Origin of the sequence: Mucilaginibacter sp., assembly GCF_039925265.1 — a bacterium.
GTDB lineage: Bacteria > Bacteroidota > Bacteroidia > Sphingobacteriales > Sphingobacteriaceae > Mucilaginibacter.
This window is the reverse complement of sequence record NZ_JBDSZG010000038.1, coordinates 130,928-149,431: the sequence shown is the minus strand read 5'-3', so window position 1 is coordinate 149,431 and position 18,504 is coordinate 130,928. Positions and strand designations below refer to the sequence as shown.

The 18,504-nt window shown below is 43.3% G+C and carries 10 protein-coding genes; 4 read left to right on the top strand and 6 right to left on the bottom strand.

Annotation, left to right across the window (positions count from 1 at the left end):
• The 6 genes from ABIX36_RS17885 to ABIX36_RS17860 all read right to left on the bottom strand — a co-directional run.
• A partial coding sequence (locus tag ABIX36_RS17885) for a VCBS repeat-containing protein (RefSeq protein ID WP_348083538.1) occupies window positions 1-1,540 on the bottom strand: 1,540 nt, incomplete at its 3' end.
• A 124-nt stretch (window positions 1,541-1,664) separates the two neighbouring features.
• Window positions 1,665-3,269 carry a RagB/SusD family nutrient uptake outer membrane protein gene (locus ABIX36_RS17880; protein WP_348083537.1) on the bottom strand — a complete coding sequence of 535 codons (1,605 nt, stop codon included), beginning with the start codon at window positions 3,267-3,269 and terminating at the stop codon, window positions 1,665-1,667.
• A 37-nt stretch (window positions 3,270-3,306) separates the two neighbouring features.
• Window positions 3,307-6,588: a SusC/RagA family TonB-linked outer membrane protein gene (locus ABIX36_RS17875; protein ID WP_348083536.1), complete on the bottom strand. Its 3,282-nt coding sequence runs from the start codon at window positions 6,586-6,588 to the stop codon at window positions 3,307-3,309.
• Between the two features lie 309 nt (window positions 6,589-6,897).
• On the bottom strand, window positions 6,898-7,881 hold the full coding sequence (locus ABIX36_RS17870) for a FecR domain-containing protein (protein ID WP_348083535.1): 984 nt from the start codon (window positions 7,879-7,881) through the stop codon (window positions 6,898-6,900).
• 89 nt (window positions 7,882-7,970) lie between these two features.
• Window positions 7,971-8,570: a sigma-70 family RNA polymerase sigma factor gene (locus tag ABIX36_RS17865; RefSeq protein WP_348083534.1), complete on the bottom strand. Its 600-nt coding sequence runs from the start codon at window positions 8,568-8,570 to the stop codon at window positions 7,971-7,973.
• A gap of 342 nt (window positions 8,571-8,912) precedes the next feature.
• The gene (locus ABIX36_RS17860) at window positions 8,913-9,512 is read right to left on the bottom strand and encodes a sigma-70 family RNA polymerase sigma factor (RefSeq protein WP_348083533.1); all 600 of its coding nucleotides are present in this window, start codon (window positions 9,510-9,512) and stop codon (window positions 8,913-8,915) included.
• A 203-nt stretch (window positions 9,513-9,715) separates the two neighbouring features.
• Here ABIX36_RS17860 and ABIX36_RS17855 point away from each other — a divergent pair, with 203 nt between their 5' ends.
• From ABIX36_RS17855 to ABIX36_RS17840, 4 genes are all read left to right on the top strand, one after another.
• Window positions 9,716-10,876 carry a FecR domain-containing protein gene (locus ABIX36_RS17855; RefSeq protein WP_348083532.1) on the top strand — a complete coding sequence of 387 codons (1,161 nt, stop codon included), beginning with the start codon at window positions 9,716-9,718 and terminating at the stop codon, window positions 10,874-10,876.
• 246 nt (window positions 10,877-11,122) lie between these two features.
• Window positions 11,123-14,587, top strand: coding sequence for a TonB-dependent receptor (locus tag ABIX36_RS17850; RefSeq protein ID WP_348083531.1), 3,465 nt, complete (start codon window positions 11,123-11,125; stop codon window positions 14,585-14,587).
• 19 nt (window positions 14,588-14,606) lie between these two features.
• A complete protein-coding gene (locus ABIX36_RS17845; protein WP_348083530.1) occupies window positions 14,607-16,043 on the top strand; it encodes a RagB/SusD family nutrient uptake outer membrane protein in 1,437 nt (478 codons plus the stop codon).
• 203 nt (window positions 16,044-16,246) lie between these two features.
• The gene (locus ABIX36_RS17840) at window positions 16,247-18,481 is read left to right on the top strand and encodes a GH92 family glycosyl hydrolase (protein ID WP_348083529.1); all 2,235 of its coding nucleotides are present in this window, start codon (window positions 16,247-16,249) and stop codon (window positions 18,479-18,481) included.
• Window positions 18,482-18,504 lie beyond the last annotated feature (23 nt).

The following is an 18,504-nucleotide window of genomic DNA, read 5'->3' as shown; positions in this document are numbered from 1 at the left end:
ATCCGTTGGAGAAGCTTGGATCCCCAAGCCCCCAGTCCGCTGCCTTGTTAGTGAACGTGAGGTTGCCGTTGTTCTGGTAAGCGTAGTTTGGCACCGCCTCCGAAGGCATCAGGTCGATCAGCTTTTTGATCACCTCTTTTTCGCGGCCCATCATCCGGCGTACTTCTACAGGGTTGGCCATAAACTGAATATAATCCTGGTCGGTAAGGTCCTTAAAAATGCCGTTGCTCACAAAAACATCTTTAAAGCCATCGTTATCCATATCGGTAATCAAAGCCCCCCAGCTCCAGTCGGTAGCCTGCACACCCGCAAGGCGGCCGATCTCACTAAAGTTTACCTGGTGTGTTGTGTTGTTCGGCGAAGTCCCCCTGTTCAATTGTAATACATTACGCAGGAATTGCTGGTAGTACCCATTATCCAGGTCGGACTGGTATTTGTCCCAGTTCTCAAAGGCGGTTTTTGTCTTCAACCTGCGCTCAGGCTCCGGAAGCATATCGGTAACGTAAATATCCGGGAGGCCATCGTTGTTGATATCGGCGATATCAGCTCCCATTGAGTTGAGGCTTAACTCCCTGATCGTTTGAGGCAAACACTCTTTAAAAGCGCCATTTTTGTTATTTATATATAGATAATCACGTTCGAAAAAATCGTTTGATACGTAGATGTCGTCCCAGCCATCGCCATTTACATCAGCAATGGTTACCCCAAGGCCAAAGCCAATTTTGCTGCTGTAAATGCCGGCTTGTTGTGTAACATCGGTAAAATGGCCGTTATCATTACGGTACAATTTGTTCCCGCCAAGCGGATCGGGAATGCCGCGCTGATCTTTTATCAGATCGTAATTTCCTACCGAGCGGAAGGAGTTGTTAAGCAGGTAGCAATCAAGGTCGCCATCTTTATCGTAATCAAAAAAAACAGCGTGCGTACACAAGCCTTTATTATTGAGGCCATATTCGGCAGCCTTTTCGGTAAAAGTTAGGTTGTGGTTATTGATGAACAGCTGATTACTGCGGTTCTTCCCGGAGAAATCGCCAGATTTACAAACATAAATATCCAGCCAGCCATCGCCGTTAACATCTGCCAGGGTAACACCGGTAGACCATACCCCCGCAGAAGAGAGGCCGGCTTTAGCGGTTACGTCGGTAAATTTAAAATCGCCTTTGTTGATGTACAGCCTGTTAGATTGCTGATTTCCGCAGAAAAAGACATCGGGCAAACCATCGTTATTCATATCGCCAATGGCCACGCCGCCGCCGTTATAAAAATTGCGGTAGGTGTATACGTTCAGCTGCTCGGTGTAGGTTACATTATTGGCAAACGCAATACCCGTTGCCGTAGCGGGTAACGCCGAAAATAATTTAATTGCCGGTGCTGGCGGTTTATTATTACAAGCTATTAAACATATTGCTGCAAGTAAGATAGCCGTAATACTTGCACGTATGTGCAGGGTTGAAAACAACCTCAGCAGCAAAGGGGAACCGTACTTCGAATAATATTTAAAAACACGGTCTATCATGTATCCTATTCCCCTCAGTGGCAAGCTTTACTTTTGTCAATACTATCAAGGCGACTGCCACGCGTTTCACAAAACTTTTATAAAAACGGAAAGCAAATAATAAATTACTTGCTTTCCGTAAAACCAATTAACTATACTATACTACCAATTAATAACCAGGGTTTTGTGTCAATTTTGGATTTGCATTTATCTGCGGCTCCGGTATTGGGAAAATATTAACATTAGTGCTTGCGTCCGCATCATGGAAACGGTATTTGCTGTTGTACGTTCCAAAGCGAAGCATGTCCTGCCTGCGATAGCTCTCGGCAAACATTTCACGACCGCGTTCGGCCAGGAATGTTGCTGCAGTTAAGCTCGGCAAAGGCGAAACCCCGCCATGTAAGGTACGTACCTGGTTCATCAGCGCCAGCGTAACCGGATCATTCCAGTTGCCGCTTTTGCGGGCTATCAGTTCGGCTTTCATCAGCAGGATGTCGGCATAACGGTAAATGGCCAAATCATTATCCAAATCTGTTAACATGCCTTTGTAAAACTGCCATTTGCCAATGCGGGCGCCTGCTTGTCTCCAGGCATTCGGCTGTAGCTCGTTCACATAAGGTGTTAATGTGATAGGCTGGCCATCCGGGTCGGTCTTGTCTGCACCACCATCTGTTAACGGTGTAACCCCGTCTGCCTGGAACTGCGGGCCTACAATAAAGTTATTCAGCATCCTTTTATCCAGCGTGCCGGTTGTGGGAGTTCCTTTTGGATCTAAACCCACAACGGTACCCTGAGGACCCGGATTTTGTGCCGGATCGATATACGACTGATAGAATTCCTGTACTGAGGCGAAACCATTCCAGGGCTGGTTGTTCATCTGGTAAGTGTTTTGGCTCTGCAAATGCAAGGTTTCCATATTCATGTTAAAACCTTTTGCTTTTACACCATCGAAAGGAATAGCCCAGATAGATTCGGTGGAGCCAATATTGTTGCGCGAGAAGATGTCCACATAGTTACTCATTAGCTGGTACTTGCCGGAGTTGATGATGATATCGCAAGCTGCTAAAGCCTTATCATACTGAGGCGTGCCAGTATAGGTTTGCGCGTTCAGATACAATTTGGCAAGCGTGGCCTCGGCCACATAGTAAGTAACACGGCCATAGTACGGCCCATCGCCGGTTCCTATCTTTGGCAATTTATCTATATTCTCCAACAATTCTTTTTCAATGAAAGCATATACCTCTGCACGAGGCTTAGTGGCCGGCAACGCAACGTCAGAAAAATCGGTAGTGATGGGCACATTACCAAAAAGATCCAGCAGCCAGTAGTAGTAAATGGCCCGCAGCGCTTTCAATTCGGCAACATAGGTGACCGCGGTTGGCGATTGGCTTACCGCAAGCGCAGCGAGTAACTTGTTACAGGTGGTTACACCATTAAAGCCCAGGTTCCAGCCGTTGGCGGGCTGTGAGTCGGTGGCGTTGGTAGTATGTGTTTTTAAACGCACCCAGTGGCCGCCGTCACCCCAGTCGGCACCACGTGTTGGCACCACCACCTCATCAGTAGTAACCTCATTAAGGTTAAAAAATGCGCCGTTGTAGCCGTATATGGGAGAATATGCGGCACCTACAGCAGAAGCCAGTTGCTTATCAGTTTTGTAAAAGTTCGCTTCGGTAACCTGGTCGTATAGCAGAGAGTTCTCATCAAGTTTGGTGCACGATGCGGCCACAAACAAAACTGCAAGAACCGAGTATTTGGTTAATGATTTATGTTTCATAATTCGCTAATATTTTTAATTAAAAACCTTAATATTATTAAAACCCAATGTTAACGCCGAGGGTGAATGAGCGGGTGTAAACCCAGGTCTCTCTCCTGTCGATACCCGGTGCCAGTACGTTACCGAAATCGGAATACCTTACCTCCGGATCAACACCGGTGTAATTGGTGATGGTAAACAGGTTTTGGCCCGAAACAAATGCCCTTAAACTGCTTATCATCCCTGGTTTATTTGATTTTCCGATCTGGAAGGTATAACCAAGCGTAGCGTTATCCAACTTTATGAAAGAAGCCTTCTCCACATCATAGCTACTGTACGCTGCGCCATCTGTTACATTAGGGTTAAAGTATTTGGTGTTTACAATATTGTAACTGGTGGCCACGTTAGCGTTTTCATAAAACGCGCGGTACGTGTTGATCAACTGGTGACCAATAGAAGAGCGCAGGAAGAAACTAAGATCGAACTGTTTGTATTTAAAGTTATTAGTGATACCAAACTCATACTTAGGCAAACCGTTACCAATGATCTGGCGCGGAGCGTTGGCCAGGCCAACTGTGCCGCCTTTACCGTCATCGTATTGGTAAACACCGCTTGCATCTACACCAACATATTTAGGCCCGTACAATAAACCGATTGGCTCACCTGCAACTGCGCGGGTTAGCTGTGTAGCTTCCTGCCCGGGTGTACCCAGGTTGGTTGCACCAACGTACGATCCTTTCAACGCGTCAATCAGTTTTGTTAACACTACATGGTAGCTGGAGATATTTCCGCCGGTTGTCCAGGTGAATTCCTTTCCGCGGATAACTTGGTAACTTAAGGCTACTTCAATACCCGAGTTGCTTAGTTCACCTATGTTTAACCACGTATTGTTAAACAAAGCAGGCGGAGATGGTACGGTTACGTTAAAAATCAAATCGTTTGTTTTACGGTTGAAGTAATCAATCGAACCCGTTAATCTGTCGTTGAATAAGGTGAAATCCAAACCTATGTCTGTTTCAGCTTTCTTTTCCCATTTCAGGTTCGGATTTGGGTTACGCACACCGCTATAGGTACTGGAGTAAACCCCGCCGCCTGCGTAATAAGTACCACCGCTATTACTTAGCGTGGTTAGTGAAAGGTAAGGGAACGGCGGCAAGGCACCAGTAACACCATAGCTACCTCTTAATTTTAAGTTGGAAACAAACGATATATCAACAATCTTACTGATATCCAAACCAGCGCTTACCGCCGGGAACAGTCCCCATTTGTTGTTCTCACCAAACTCGGTAGAACCATCCCGCCTTAAACTGGCAGAAAAGAACGCGATGTTGTCATAATTTACTTTTACACGGCCAAAGAACGAGATCAGTTTGTTCTCGTTTTTATAGCTTTCTACTACACCGATACCGTTCTTAAAATCGAGCGCAGCAGCAAAATTCTGGCCCGATGCATCGGTCACGAAATTACCACCCTGTGCATCAAAACCGGTGTATTTAAAATCCTGGTAAGAATACCCGGCGATGGCTGAAAGCTCGAATTTATTAACTGCTTTTTCGTACGATAAGGTATTCTCATAAAGGATATTCTCTGCTTCATCATCGTACTTGGCAGAAATACCCGACCGGCCAAAGCCGCTACCCAAAGGAAATCCTCTTGAAATAAAGGCATCAGTTGGAGAATACATGGAACGGTAATTACTGGTGGTTTGCTTGTAAAACTGTGTAGAGAATTTTAGGTTCTTCAATATTTCATAGCTTACAGTACCCCCAATGTTGAACTTTTTATTGGTTGCCTCGTTGGTGTTCTGTTTCAGCATGGCAACCGGGTTAGAATAATCAACAAAGTTCGATTCGAAGTAGCCACCACCGGTAAGGTCATAAAGCGGATCTTTTGAATAAACAGGTGCCGTTGGGTTAAAAATGGTGGCATATTTAAACGCATCTGAGAACCCAAATTGTGAGTTTCTGCTGGTGGTGTTGATGTTTAAATTGAATACTAATTTATCATTCAGCGCTTTGTGGCTTAAATTTAATCGCCCGTTAAGCTGCTGAAAACCTGTGGTGATGGCAACACCCTGGTTATTACGATAGTTAAAGGAAGCATTGTAGGTAGTGCGGTCATCTCCCCCAGAGAAACCGAGGTTATGCACCTGTGAATAGGCAGTACGGGTGATCTCTTTGTTCCAGTCGGTACTTGACCCAAAATCCGTCCCTTTACCCAGCGCCTTAAATTGCGCAGCATCCATATGCTTGGTAAATCTGGCAGGTGTTTCGGTGGTTCCGGCTACGTTATAGGTAAATTTAGATGCACCCTTTTTACCCGACTTTGTGGTGATGATGATTACGCCCGCAGAACCGCGTGTTCCGTAGATCGCAGCGGCAGAACCATCTTTCAGTACATCGATGCTCTTGATATCGTTAGGGTCGACCGTGTTGATATCCGCACCTACCTGCCCGTCCAATACGATCAGCGGCTGTGTATTTGCACCAAGGGTTGATAAACCCCTTAAGCGGATAGCAAAACCACCGTTTGGATCGCCACCCGGGCGGGCAATAGACAAGCCGGGAACTTTACCTTGCAACAACTGAGCAACATCGCTGATGTTACCTTTGTTAAACTGTTCGGCATTTACCGTGGTAATGGCGCTGGTTACCTCCCTTTTCTTTTGGGTACCGTAACCTACTACAACTACCTCATCAAGGCTACTGGTACTTTCTATCAGTACAGCATTAGCGGTTATTGCCAGCCCATCGGCCAGCACAACCGGCTTTGAAAGAGCGGCAAAACCCACAAACGTAAAGCTGATGGTGTAAGTACCGGCCGGCAGATTAGAAAAACTGTAAGCTCCGTTTATGTCGGTAACTTTCGCCAGCGAGATAGACCCGGCTAAACTAACGGTTACACCAGGCAGCGTGTTGCCTTTTGAGTCGGTAACGACACCTTTGATGCTACCTGTGGCTACCTGCTTAAATTCTCCGGCAAGGCTACCTGGCAGATTTTCACCTGTCGCGCTCTCATTGTCAGCGCGTGTAATTAGTATTTGGTTGTCTATTTGCTGAAAATTAAGCGAAGTGTTCGCCAGTACGGTTTTCAGCAAGGCTGCAACTGACTGGGTTCCAGCCGAAACTTCCAAATTACGGATGTTCTTAACATCTTCATTACGGTACATAAAATGAAACGGACTTTGCGCTTCAATTTTTTTGAAAGCTTTCACCAGCGATTCATTTTTTAGAGAGACGTTGACTTCCACCTTATCAACTACCTGGCTCTTGGCTGTTGTAGCCGAAAAAACCGGAATTGAAATGATGACGACAAATACGGAAAAGATCCCTGTTCTCATAATTAATTTAAAATTGGGATTGGGTGGCAGGCACAACTTGAGCATAAACTGGGTAAAATGCCGCAGGTGCGCATAAATTGTAGAAAAATTCATAGTTTTAATTCGTTTTAAGTGATTAATGTCTTCGATTGATTTAAAAATTTAAAACACATGTAAGGCAATCGATTGCAGTCGAAAGTCAAACAAGCTCGCGGAACGCTTCCTTCGGGAAGTTTCTGCGGGTTTTTTTATGCCGAAAAGTTAGTGAGGTGCTCTTCGTAAAAAGGTTTCAAGGATCGTTTTAGATAAATTTTCTTCATATTTAAGGGTTTAATTGGTTTTTGCGTTAATGGTTATAAGTGTTTTGTCTTTATTATAACTGTATGTTGCATCATTAAAAGCACAGGTGCTTCTTAGCGCCTGATCAAGACTGGCTCTATTGTCAAAAGAAGTAGTAAAGCGTTTATTTTTAACACTATCATCGCCAAATCCAATCTTCACCTTAAACCGCTCCTCAAACAACCTGGCGGCTTCGGCAACGGTAACATCCTCTAAGTAGAGGTCATGCTCGGTCGTCCAACCGGTAAAAACAGCCGCTGTTATGTGTGTTTTGGTAGCGCTTGCTGCCCCTTTATTGTAAACGATCTGCTGGTTTGGTATGATCACCCCTATCAGTTTACTTTCATCACTTACTTTTACCTTACCCCTGGTTACGGTTACCGTAATAACTTTCTCGCCGGGGATTGCTTTAATATTAAAAGCGGTACCCAAAACGGTAGTAAAAACGTTACCGGTATGTACAATGAATGGCCGGGACGAATCGTGCTTAATATCAAAATAGGCTTGCCCGGAAAGGTAAACTTCGCGTTTTGCAAGGCTATCGAAGCCTGGTGCGCAGATAAGTTTACTACCATGGCTCAGAATTACCCTGCTGCCATCCTGTAACACCATAAAAACATTGGATTGCTGCTGTATTTTTCCGGGCTGTGTAAAGTTGTTTTGTGAATGCTGGTTGCGGACGAGAAACAATGCAGAGGTGGCGCAAACTAATACGAATACCACAGCTGCTATCTTGCGCAAATACCGGGTTTTTAGTACAACAACGTTTTTTTTCTCTTGCTGCTGAATTTCCCCCCATATCGCGTTTTGAATATCCTGTTTCAAAGCTTGCTTTTCATCGGCATCCATTAATTCAATCACATCTGCTTCGGAGGCAACCGCATCATAGAATTTTATTAAAAACTGTTTTTCCTCCGCAGTCGCCATACCTTTACGGTGCTTCAACAACAATTCGAGGAAATATTTCTTGTCCATTTAAAACAGTTTAATCGGTTGGTTGCCTATATGACCCAAAAAAACGATAAAGTCCCATCGCTCTTGAAAATTTATTTTTCAGTATTACCTTAAAAAATAAATGCGAGCAGCGGTAGCAAAGGCAACAAGGATACTTTTAACTTCTTCATTACCTTCCCCAACTGATTTTGAACAGTTTTCCTGGAAATGCCCAGTTCTGTAGCAATAGCTTTTGTGCTTAGATCTTCCTGGTAATGCAGGCGAAAAATAGTTTGCCGACTCGCCGGGAGGCTTTTCACCAAATCCTCGTAAGAACTAAAAAACTCTTTCCAAAGCAGGTTTTCATCAGCTCTGTAATGCGAAGGAACGTTGTCCAGCACATCAAAAAAGGGGCTATGCAATGCTCGCTTCTCCACCTGTTTAAATACCTTGTTCCGTACAGCAACATTTAGGTAAGCGGGCAAATTCAAAATATGCACTGTTTCTCTTTTCACCCAAATATGTACAAACACTTCCTGCACTATGTCTTTCGCAAGGTCGGCGTCCTTTATCCGCTTAAAAGCATCTGCAAAGGCCTTTTCCCAATATTTCGTAAAAAGCGTATTAAAAGATTGCTCACAACCACAGCTAACCTGTCGCAATAAAAATGCGTCATCGAGTTGCAGTTCCGACTCAGCTTTAGAAATGCTTGGGGTATTAAGGCTGATCATCTAGTTGAAAAAAACTTTAATAGTATATAAATGCTTCTTTACGCAAAACAGTCATGTAACATCAGGAAAAGCAAAAGTTTATAATTGCACGGCGTACCGTGTTGGTTTCATTACACTAAGCTAAATGTATTTTTTTTAAATACAAGCCTTAACTAAAAATAATTGTTAAAATAACACTAATTACCAAATAAGTGGATAAACTTCCCTTAGAACTGGTATTCTGAAAAGCTGACTACCGCATTCTGCATGTAAAAGCGGGGGATATTTGCTAATTATTAAGTGAGCATTAAAATAAATAGGCTACCGTAGTGGATGTATCAGGCGCAACCTTAAACATTTTGCTTACAATTTTAATATGGTGGCTAACAACACAATATACTTTAACGAAGTACGCAAATGCTTTAAGGCACTGGTTAATTGGTTCTCCACGGTTCGTTTTGAGATATTCAACTTTTCGGCTATCTCGGTAATGGTGAGGTTGTCTTTTCTGCTCAGCAAATAAATTTCGCGGCATTTTTTTGGTAGGTCATTCAGCAACGACTCAACCTTTATATCAAAATCGTGCCGGCATAGTTTTGCCTCACCCTCATTCGCGTCCGAGCGATGATTGGTTGCGTAGTCATAATCTTCTACGTATTCGTAATCTTCAACATACTGGATAGGTGTGGCTTTCAACGTTTGCCTTTTACGGATGCCATGATAACTGGCCGCTGTTACTACGTATGCTTTAAAATTTTCGATATGTAATTGGGACCGTTTGTTCCAAATATTGATGAATATATCATGGGTTATTTCAAGGCTAAGCTCCTCGTCCTTAACACATTTATAAGCAACAGCATACACCCGCGACCAATAACGTTCAAACAACTGATTAAAAGCTTGTTCATCGTTATTTAGGATAGCCTCAATTAATTGGGAGTCTGTTAAACTTTTGTTTAGCATACAATCGGTAATATAAAGCTATGTATTATAAATTGTTAAAAAAATGCATGTTGCAGCTATTTAACAGCAATAAATTTAAATAACTGTTTATTAGACACTTGTGCGTTGTGTTAAATATTTCTTCCTTTTACGTGTGTGTTGCAGCCCTGGTATGTATCTATAATTATGTAACCGATCAATAAACCACAAAAGGATCTCATTTCATGACTGAAGAACAGTATCTCTCTCTTTGCGAGAAGTATTTTAAAGGTATTTGTACACCCGAAGAAATTGCTTTGATAAAAAACTATCAGCATGAATTTGGAATAGATGATCCGCTATGGGATACCAATATGATGGGCGATAAGGCTCGCATAAAAGGATTACTGCAAGCCCGCCTTCAAAATAGCCTTAGCGAGCAAAAACCAAAAATCATCACGTTTAAACCATGGAGGATTGCTGCGATTGCCGCGTCGCTGCTATTATTCACTTGTACAGGCCTATACCTTGTTTTAAAAAGAAACACCTTACAAATATCATATACTGCAAAGCATAATAATATACCATCGGCAGAAATTCAACCCGGCAGCAACAAAGCTGTATTAACCTTATCAACCGGCCAAAGCATTGTACTTGATAACGCTAAGAACGGCTTGCTAAGCAAGCAGGGGGATGTTGCCATATCAAAATCTGGTGATGGGCTTGTTGTTAAAAACAGCGGAGCTAATCAGTTGGCCGCCCAGGCGGCATTAAACACCATCACCATTCCACGTGGCGGCAAATATGATATTGTATTACCGGATGGCACCAGGGTATGGCTAAACTCATCATCATCATTAACCTTCCCTACTGCATTTATTGGATCTGAAAGAAAGGTTACCCTTACAGGCGAAGCTTATTTTGAAGTAGCTAAAAACAAGGCCATGCCGTTTAGAGTAAACGTGAACAACAAACAGGTGGTTGAGGTATTGGGTACGCATTTCAACATCAGCGCCTATACCGATGAACAAGAGATTACTACTACGCTGCTTGAAGGTTCGGTTAAAGTGAATTACAAAAACACCACATCATTGTTAAAACCCGGGCAAATGGCTGTTAACAACCCAGCCGGGGGCATAACCGTACAAGATGCCAATATTGACGAGGTTATGGCCTGGAAAAACGGCCTGTTCCAGTTTAACAACGAGAACATTACCACCGTTATGAAAAAGGTTTCGCGGTGGTACGACGTGGATGTGGATTTTAAAGGAGACATGACCTCTGTTAACTTCGATGGAAACTACTCCCGCTCAAAAACGTTAACCAATCTGCTTAAAAATATTGAATTGATGGATAAAGTCCACTTTGTTGTGGAGGGAAGGAGGGTGATCGTTATAGGCAAATAATTACTACCCTTAATCAGAAAAAACATCCAAAAACCGGGAGTATTGCGAGTACCCCCGGCCTGGCTTAGCGGGTGAGCGCTAATGCGGATAAAACCAATTATTACGTAACCAATTTTAATCCTAAAACAAATGTATAAAATTTTTACTGCACTAAAGTGCGGGGAGATGCCTTGCTATGAACCTGAATTAATTCTGAAAAAAACTGGCACAACCAAGCCAAATATTTCAGTCACTCAAAAAATAATTATGAGTATTAAACTTACGGTTATTATTTTAATGATCACAATTTTACAGGTAGGCGCAACCGGCTTTGCACAAGAGGTTAGCTTAAATGTTAAAAACACGCCCGTAAAAAAAGTATTAAATCAATTAACCAAACAAACGGGCTATAATTTTTTGTGCGATGCAAGCATTATTAAAGCAACAAGCCCTGTTACCATTAACGCCAATAAAGCAGCGCTAAAAAGTGTATTGGAACAATGCTTTGCCAACCTGCCTGCCGAGATAATTTTTGGCGATAACAATACCGTTGTTATTAAACACCGGAAAATTATTATTAAACCCGAGATAGCCGTTGCCATAACTATTACAGGTAAAGTAAGCGATAGCAAAGGCCAAACTTTACCCGGCGTTAGTGTGATGATAAAAGGCACACAAATTGGTACGGTTACTGATGTTAATGGCGCATACTCCATTAAGGTACCTAACAGTTCCAGCGTGCTGATATTCTCATTTATTGGTTTGGTTAGCCAGGAAATTGTAGTAGGCGACAAAACCCTCATCGATGTTACCCTGGCCGATTCACCCCGCACCTTGAATGATGTTGTTGTAGTGGGCTACGGCACGCAATCAAGAACCACCGTTACGGCTGCTATTACCAAAGTTGACGGCAAAAATATAAGCAACCAACCGGTGAGCACTCCGGGTGAAGCCTTAGCAGGTTTGGCGGCAGGTGTGCAGGTACAATCAGACCAAGGTGCAAAACCAGGTGCTGCCCCAACCATCCGGATACGTGGTGTAAGTTCATTAAGCTCATCCAACGACCCGCTTTATGTGGTAGACGGCTACCCGCTCGAAACTGCATCAAACTTTAACCTGATCAACCCCGGCGATATCGAATCGATAGAAGTATTGAAAGATGCTGCTTCAGCAGCCATTTATGGTTCACGTGCGGCCAATGGTGTTGTATTGGTTACTACTAAACGTGGCAAGGCGGGTAAAACGGTATTCTCTGTTAGTGCATACACAGGTTTACAGCAGGTTACCAAGTTTATAAATGTTTTGAAAAGGAACGAATATGTAGACCAGGTTAAAGATCTAAGCCGGATAAAAAAATTGCAGTATCCCTCTGTTTTAGATGGCGATGTATCGGGTTTCCCCGATGTAGATTGGCAGAAGGCCATTTTCAGAACAGCACCGTTAAGCAATTTTGAATTGAATGCATCTGGCGGAAGCGAAAAAGTACGTTTTAACGCATCAGCTGGCTTTTATAAACAGCAAGGTGTATTGATAGGTACAGATTATAGCCGCTATACTACCCGGTTAAACTTAGATGCCGACCTGGTAAAAAACCTTAAGTTTGGTTTTTCTATTTCACCATCTTATGCCGAGCAATTCAGGCAGCCTTCGTCTGGCCAGGCGAGTGGCGCTGGTGCTAACCCCGGCGATCTTTTAGTTGGTGTACCGGGTTTAGTTGCAAATTTAAATTTACCCAGTCCGCTTAATCAGGCCCTAACTTTTCAGCCCATCGTACCGGTTTACAAAGCAAATGGCGATTTTCAGGAACCTTATGACCGCGATCTGGGTTATAACCTGTCACCAAGCGCTGTTTTTTCAGCAGCTAACTTTTACAGCCCTGTAAACATTTTAAGCAAATCTATCAACCGTTCAAGGGCATTCAGAACATTAAGTAATACATTTCTGGAGTACTCCCCTATTCATGATCTGAAATTGAAAACCTATTTAGGGGCAACCTTAGAAAATGAGCAGGTACATGCTTACGTGCCCGGTACAATGGCTTACAGCTCGGCGCCAACAGCTTCAGATTCAAACCCACAGCTGGCTGGTATTTACGCGTCAGACAATTCGCGTACAAGCTTTGACTGGGTTTGGGAAAACACAGCAACTTATAATAAGCAAATAGGCAATCATCACTTTAACTTACTGGGGTTATTTTCTGCACAGAAATATAATTCGCAAATAAATTATACCGCCGGTTTGCCGGGTACATTTATTACTACAGCTGTAGAGAGCCCGCTTGCATCACCAAATACAGTAGGTACCGAATTATTTGATGCCAATACCTTTGTATCATACGCAGGCCGTGTAACTTACGATTATAATAAGAAATACCTATTCACAGCTGCCGTCCGCCAGGATGCTTCATCCCGTTTTGGGCCAAACAACCGGTATGCTGTATTTCCATCGTTCTCCGCAGGCTGGCGCTTAGCCGAAGAGCCCTTTTTGAAACCAACTTTAGAAAAATTAAAAATTAACGAGTTAAAGTTAAGAGGTGGCTACGGCAGAACCGGTAATGCAAACATTGGGAGCTTTACCTATGTAAACGCTATAGCGCTTAATAAAAATTACGCATCGGGCAACAATAGGGTATTTGGAACGCAGCAAACTGGTTTTGCTAACCCGGACCTAACCTGGGAAAAAAATGATCAAACAAGTATCGGGCTGGACATTGGCTTATTAGATAATGCTATCGTTTTTACTGCCGACTACTTTTCACGTAACTCGAACGGTATGTTATTAAATAAAGCCTTACCGCTTACTGTTGGTTATGCCACAACCGCCGGTAATGCCACCACCTATAAAGCTAACTTAGGTAAATTAAGTAACCACGGTTTAGAGTTTACTTTAAGCACAGGTTTTAACCTTGGTAAAGTGCGTTGGAATACCAACGCCAACTTATCTACCTACAAAACCAAGGTATTAGATTTAGGTGGCCCCGCTGCATTGCCGGCTGTTGCTGCCATGAACGGTTGGAACAACGTTTACCAGGTTAAGGTGGGCCAACCATTAGGTTTAATGTATGGTTATGTAGTAACAGGCGTGTTTAAAAACGCTGCCGACCTGGCTAATAATCCAAAAGCTGCATCAGGTAACGTAGCTGGCGACTGGATGATAAAAGATCAAAACGGCGATGGTAAAATTGACGTTAATGATATTACCGTATTAGGCCACGGTTTGCCAGATTTCACTTACGGTTTGACCAATACCTTTCAGTACAAAAATTTCGACCTGAGCATTTTGATACAAGGGGTACAGGGTGTAAATATTATTAACGGCAATAACCGCCAAACTATCACAGGCAACAACAATCAAAACTCGCTGAGTGTTTATTACAAGAATTACTTCGATCCGGCATCACCAAACAAAGATGTTCTTTATCCTATCCCCGGATCGGGTGGTTTTGTAAATCCGGGTAATGCACTTGTACAACTGGATGTAGAGAACGGGTCGTATATGAGGGTAAGAAATATTACACTGGGTTACCGCATGAGCGAGAGAGCGTTAACCAAACTGTTCATCAAATCGGCAAGAATATATTTTACGGCGCAAAATCCTTTTCTCGTCACCAAATACTCGGGCTATAACCCCGAAGCCAATATTATGGGTGGTGACCCAACAACCCCGGGTGTTGACCAGGGAACCTACCCTACAGCACGCACACTTATTGTAGGTGTAAATTTTGGATTTTAATTGCTTTAACTTAAAAATCATGAAAATTAAAAAACTAATTATAAGCAGTATATCAATATTGGCGCTGGCTGTTGTATTGCCATCGTGCAATAAGTCTTTTGTAGATATTACCCCACAGGGAATAGTCCCTGTAAGTACTTATTACAATACCGAAATAGATATTAAAGCCGCGCTAAACGGCACATACAGCAGCTTAAGGCCTATTTATAACGAGCAATATGGCTTTGGTGAGATCACATCAGACAATACCCAAACCTATGGCGAAAGCGAAGTATTGTATGGTGAGGAAGATAAACTAACCTGGAATGCTACCTCAACCAACCTTCAGAACGCATGGCAGCGCTTTTACGCTACCATCGCTTATGCCAATATTGTTTTGGGCCACGTAGGTACCCCTGTTATGAGCCAGGCTAACCGTGATAGCTATACCGGCCAGGCTAAATTTTTACGTGCCTTAATGTACTTTAACCTGGTACGTATGTTTGGCGGTGTACCTTTGGTGCTTACCGAGATCACATCAGAACAACAGGCTTATACCTATAATCGTGCTACAACGGCTGCTGTTTACGCCCAAATAGAAAAGGACCTTACCGAAGCTGCTGCCGTATTGCCGGCATCTTACACGGGTACCGATATTGGCCGTGCAACCAGCATTGCTGCCAATGGATTGTTGGGTAAGGTTTATATGTTTGAGAATAAATTTGCACAAGCCGAAACAATTTTAGCTCCGGTTGTAGCAAGCGCAGGCACGTTAATACCTTACAACCAGGTATTTGGCTTGGGTAACGATAATAACAAGGATATTATATTTTCGGTTCAATACATTGGTGGTGGTTATGGCGAGGGTAATACTTTTGCCAGGGGCTTTGTGCCACAGCCATCGGGTACAACTATTACGGCATCGGTTACGGGCAACAGTAATAATGTTGGCACCTCGAGCCTTTATAATGCTTTTGAACCCGGCGATAGCCGCTTAGCCACATCAATTGGTGTATTTACTTCGGGCAGTTTGGTATACTACTACGCTAAAAAATTCATTTATTCCAGCGTTACAGGTGTAAGCGAAGGCGATAACGACTGGCCGATTTTACGCTACGGCGATGTGATATTACTTTACGCAGAAGCACTAAACGAGAACGGTAAAACCCTTGAGGCTTTAACTCAGCTTAACCTGGTTCGCACCAGGGCAAATCTTGCTCCAAAGCTTGGTTTAATACAAGCTGATGCGCGTACCGCTATCCGCAACGAAAGGCGGGTAGAACTTTGTTTTGAAGCTGAAAGATGGTTTGACCTGGTACGTTGGGGAACCTATGTTCAGGTGATGACGGCCTTTAAAACCAGCCCGGGAGCTATAAACGGCACTATTGGTAATATTAGCGCAACGTTGAACTTGTTCCCTATTCCTTTACGGGAGATACAATTAAACCCCAATTTAACACAAAACCCGGGGTATTAAGCAGCGCATATACTGGCCCTGCAAGTGTCTACACAACAATAACAGAAGATCTATCTGCCCGCTAAGCACCTGCTCTTTTTTGAGCAGGTGCTTATTAATAACATCGAACACCACCGTAATAAACACTATCACCAACAAAGCTTTGCATAAATTTGCATTCAAACTAAAACCTATTGCCACCGCCATTACTAAAGTAGGGTAAAATGAAAAAGATCTTTAAATATTCGGTTTGTTCTTTATTTACATGCTGGTTTGCTGCAAGCTATGCTCAGGATGTGGTTCAATACGTGCAGCCTATGGCGGGTACAGCCTCGGCAACCACTTCGGCTGCTTTAAAACATGGTTCGGTACTGGCTAACTTTGCCAATACCATACCAGCTGTAACTGTACCCTTTGCCATGACACAGTGGACGCCCCAAACTCAACCCGGCGAAGCTAAATGTATTCCACCCTATTACTATAAAGACAACCAATTCAGCGGTTTGCGTGGCACACATTGGATAAGCGGCTCCTGTATGCAGGATTATGGCAGCTTTACCGTTATGCCCATAAGCGGCAAGCTAAAAACAAGCAATTACCCTGCTAATTTTACCCATACCGATGAAATAGAAGCGCCCAACCTATACCAGATCAGCTTAAAGCAATACCAGCTTACGGCCGCCGTAACGGCTACCGAACGTTGTGGGATGATGCAGTTTACAATGGATAAAGCCGATAGCCTGTACCTGCTTATTACACCCAACAGTAATTATCATGAAGGTTTTATTAAGATTGATGCTAAGAAGGGTGAAATATCCGGCTATAACCCGGCGCACCGCATTTACCAGGGCTGGGGTAAAAGTGCAGGCTTTAGCGGTTATTTTGTGATACGTTTTGAGCGTAGTTTAACAAACTCCGGAACTTTCGTCGGCGATAAAGTATTGAAAGTTGATAGTATTAAAAACGGTGTTGATATAGGTGCTTACGCCGGCTTTAAACTCAATAAAGGCGAAAAGATAACCATCAGGATAGGAACTTCTTTTACAAGCGTAGCAGGAGCCCGTAAAAACCTTGAAGCAGAAATGCCGGGTTTTAACTTTGCGCAACTTGCCGCAGCCAACAAACAACTATGGCAAAAGGCACTAAGCCAGGTTAAAATAACAACCGCTATTGAACGCGATAAGCGCATTTTTTACACCGCGTATTATCATGCTATGCAGCAGCCGCGTTTGTATAACGATGTTGATGGAGTTTACCCACGTTTTTCGTCATCATATAAAAATGAAAAACTTACACAGGGCAATTACTATGATGATTTTTCCATGTGGGATATTTACCGTGCGCAGATACCTTTGTTTGAGATACTTAAACCTAAATTGGTTAACAACCTTGTACAATCATTAATATTAAAAGGCAGGCAAGCGGGCTGGATGCCTATCTTCCCCTGCTGGAACAGCTATACATCCGAAATGATAGGTGACCATACCACTTCAGTTATCAGCTCCGCCTATTTAAAAGGCATTCGCAATTACAACGTTACCGAGGCCTACCAGCTGTTAAGGCACAATGCTTTCGATACTCCGGCAAGCAACAGCGATTATGTAGAGGGCAAGGGTCGCCGTGCATTGGACAGCTATTTAAAATATAAATACATCCCCGTTGAAGACAGCGTTTTAGATGCCTTCCACAAAATGGAGCAAGTGAGCCGTACCATGGAATACGCTTATGACGATTATGCTTTGGCTCAATTTGCTAAGGGCTTGCATAAAACAACAGATTATGAAACGTTGAACAAACGAGCCGGTTATTACGTCAATGTTTTTGACAAAACATCCGGCTTTGTGCGGGGGCGCCATGCGGATGGCTCCTGGTCCTCCCCTTTTGACCCTGATAAAAAAGAAACTTATATTACGGAAGGTACAGCAAGGCAGTATACTTTTTATGTACCGCATGACGTACCCGGCCTGACCAAATTAATGGGCGGGAGCAAAAAACTTGAAAACAATTTAGACAGCCTGTTTGCCAAAAACGAGTATTGGCACGGCAATGAGCCAGGGCACCAGATCCCGTTTATGTATAACTATACCGCATCGCCGTGGAAAACACAGGATGCTGTGCGTAAAATTTTAGCTGATGAGTACAGCGATGGCCCGGGTGGTTTAGGTGGCAATGACGATGCCGGTCAAATGTCGGCCTGGTATATGTTTGCGTCGATGGGTTTTTACCCGTTAAACCCTGTTTCGGGGGAGTTTCTTCTTTGCGCGCCTTTGTTTGATAAGGTAGCTATTGCGCTACCAAATGGTAAATTGTTTGAGATAGCCCGTCGCAAAGCAAGCAAAAATGCCAAATACATTTATGCAGTTAAATGGCACGGAAAAGCGGTAAGCAAAACAACTTTACGCTACAGCGATATAATGAGTGGTGGCACGCTTGAGATTTATCTGCGCGACAAACCATAGTTAAAAAGCTGGATAAATCGCAC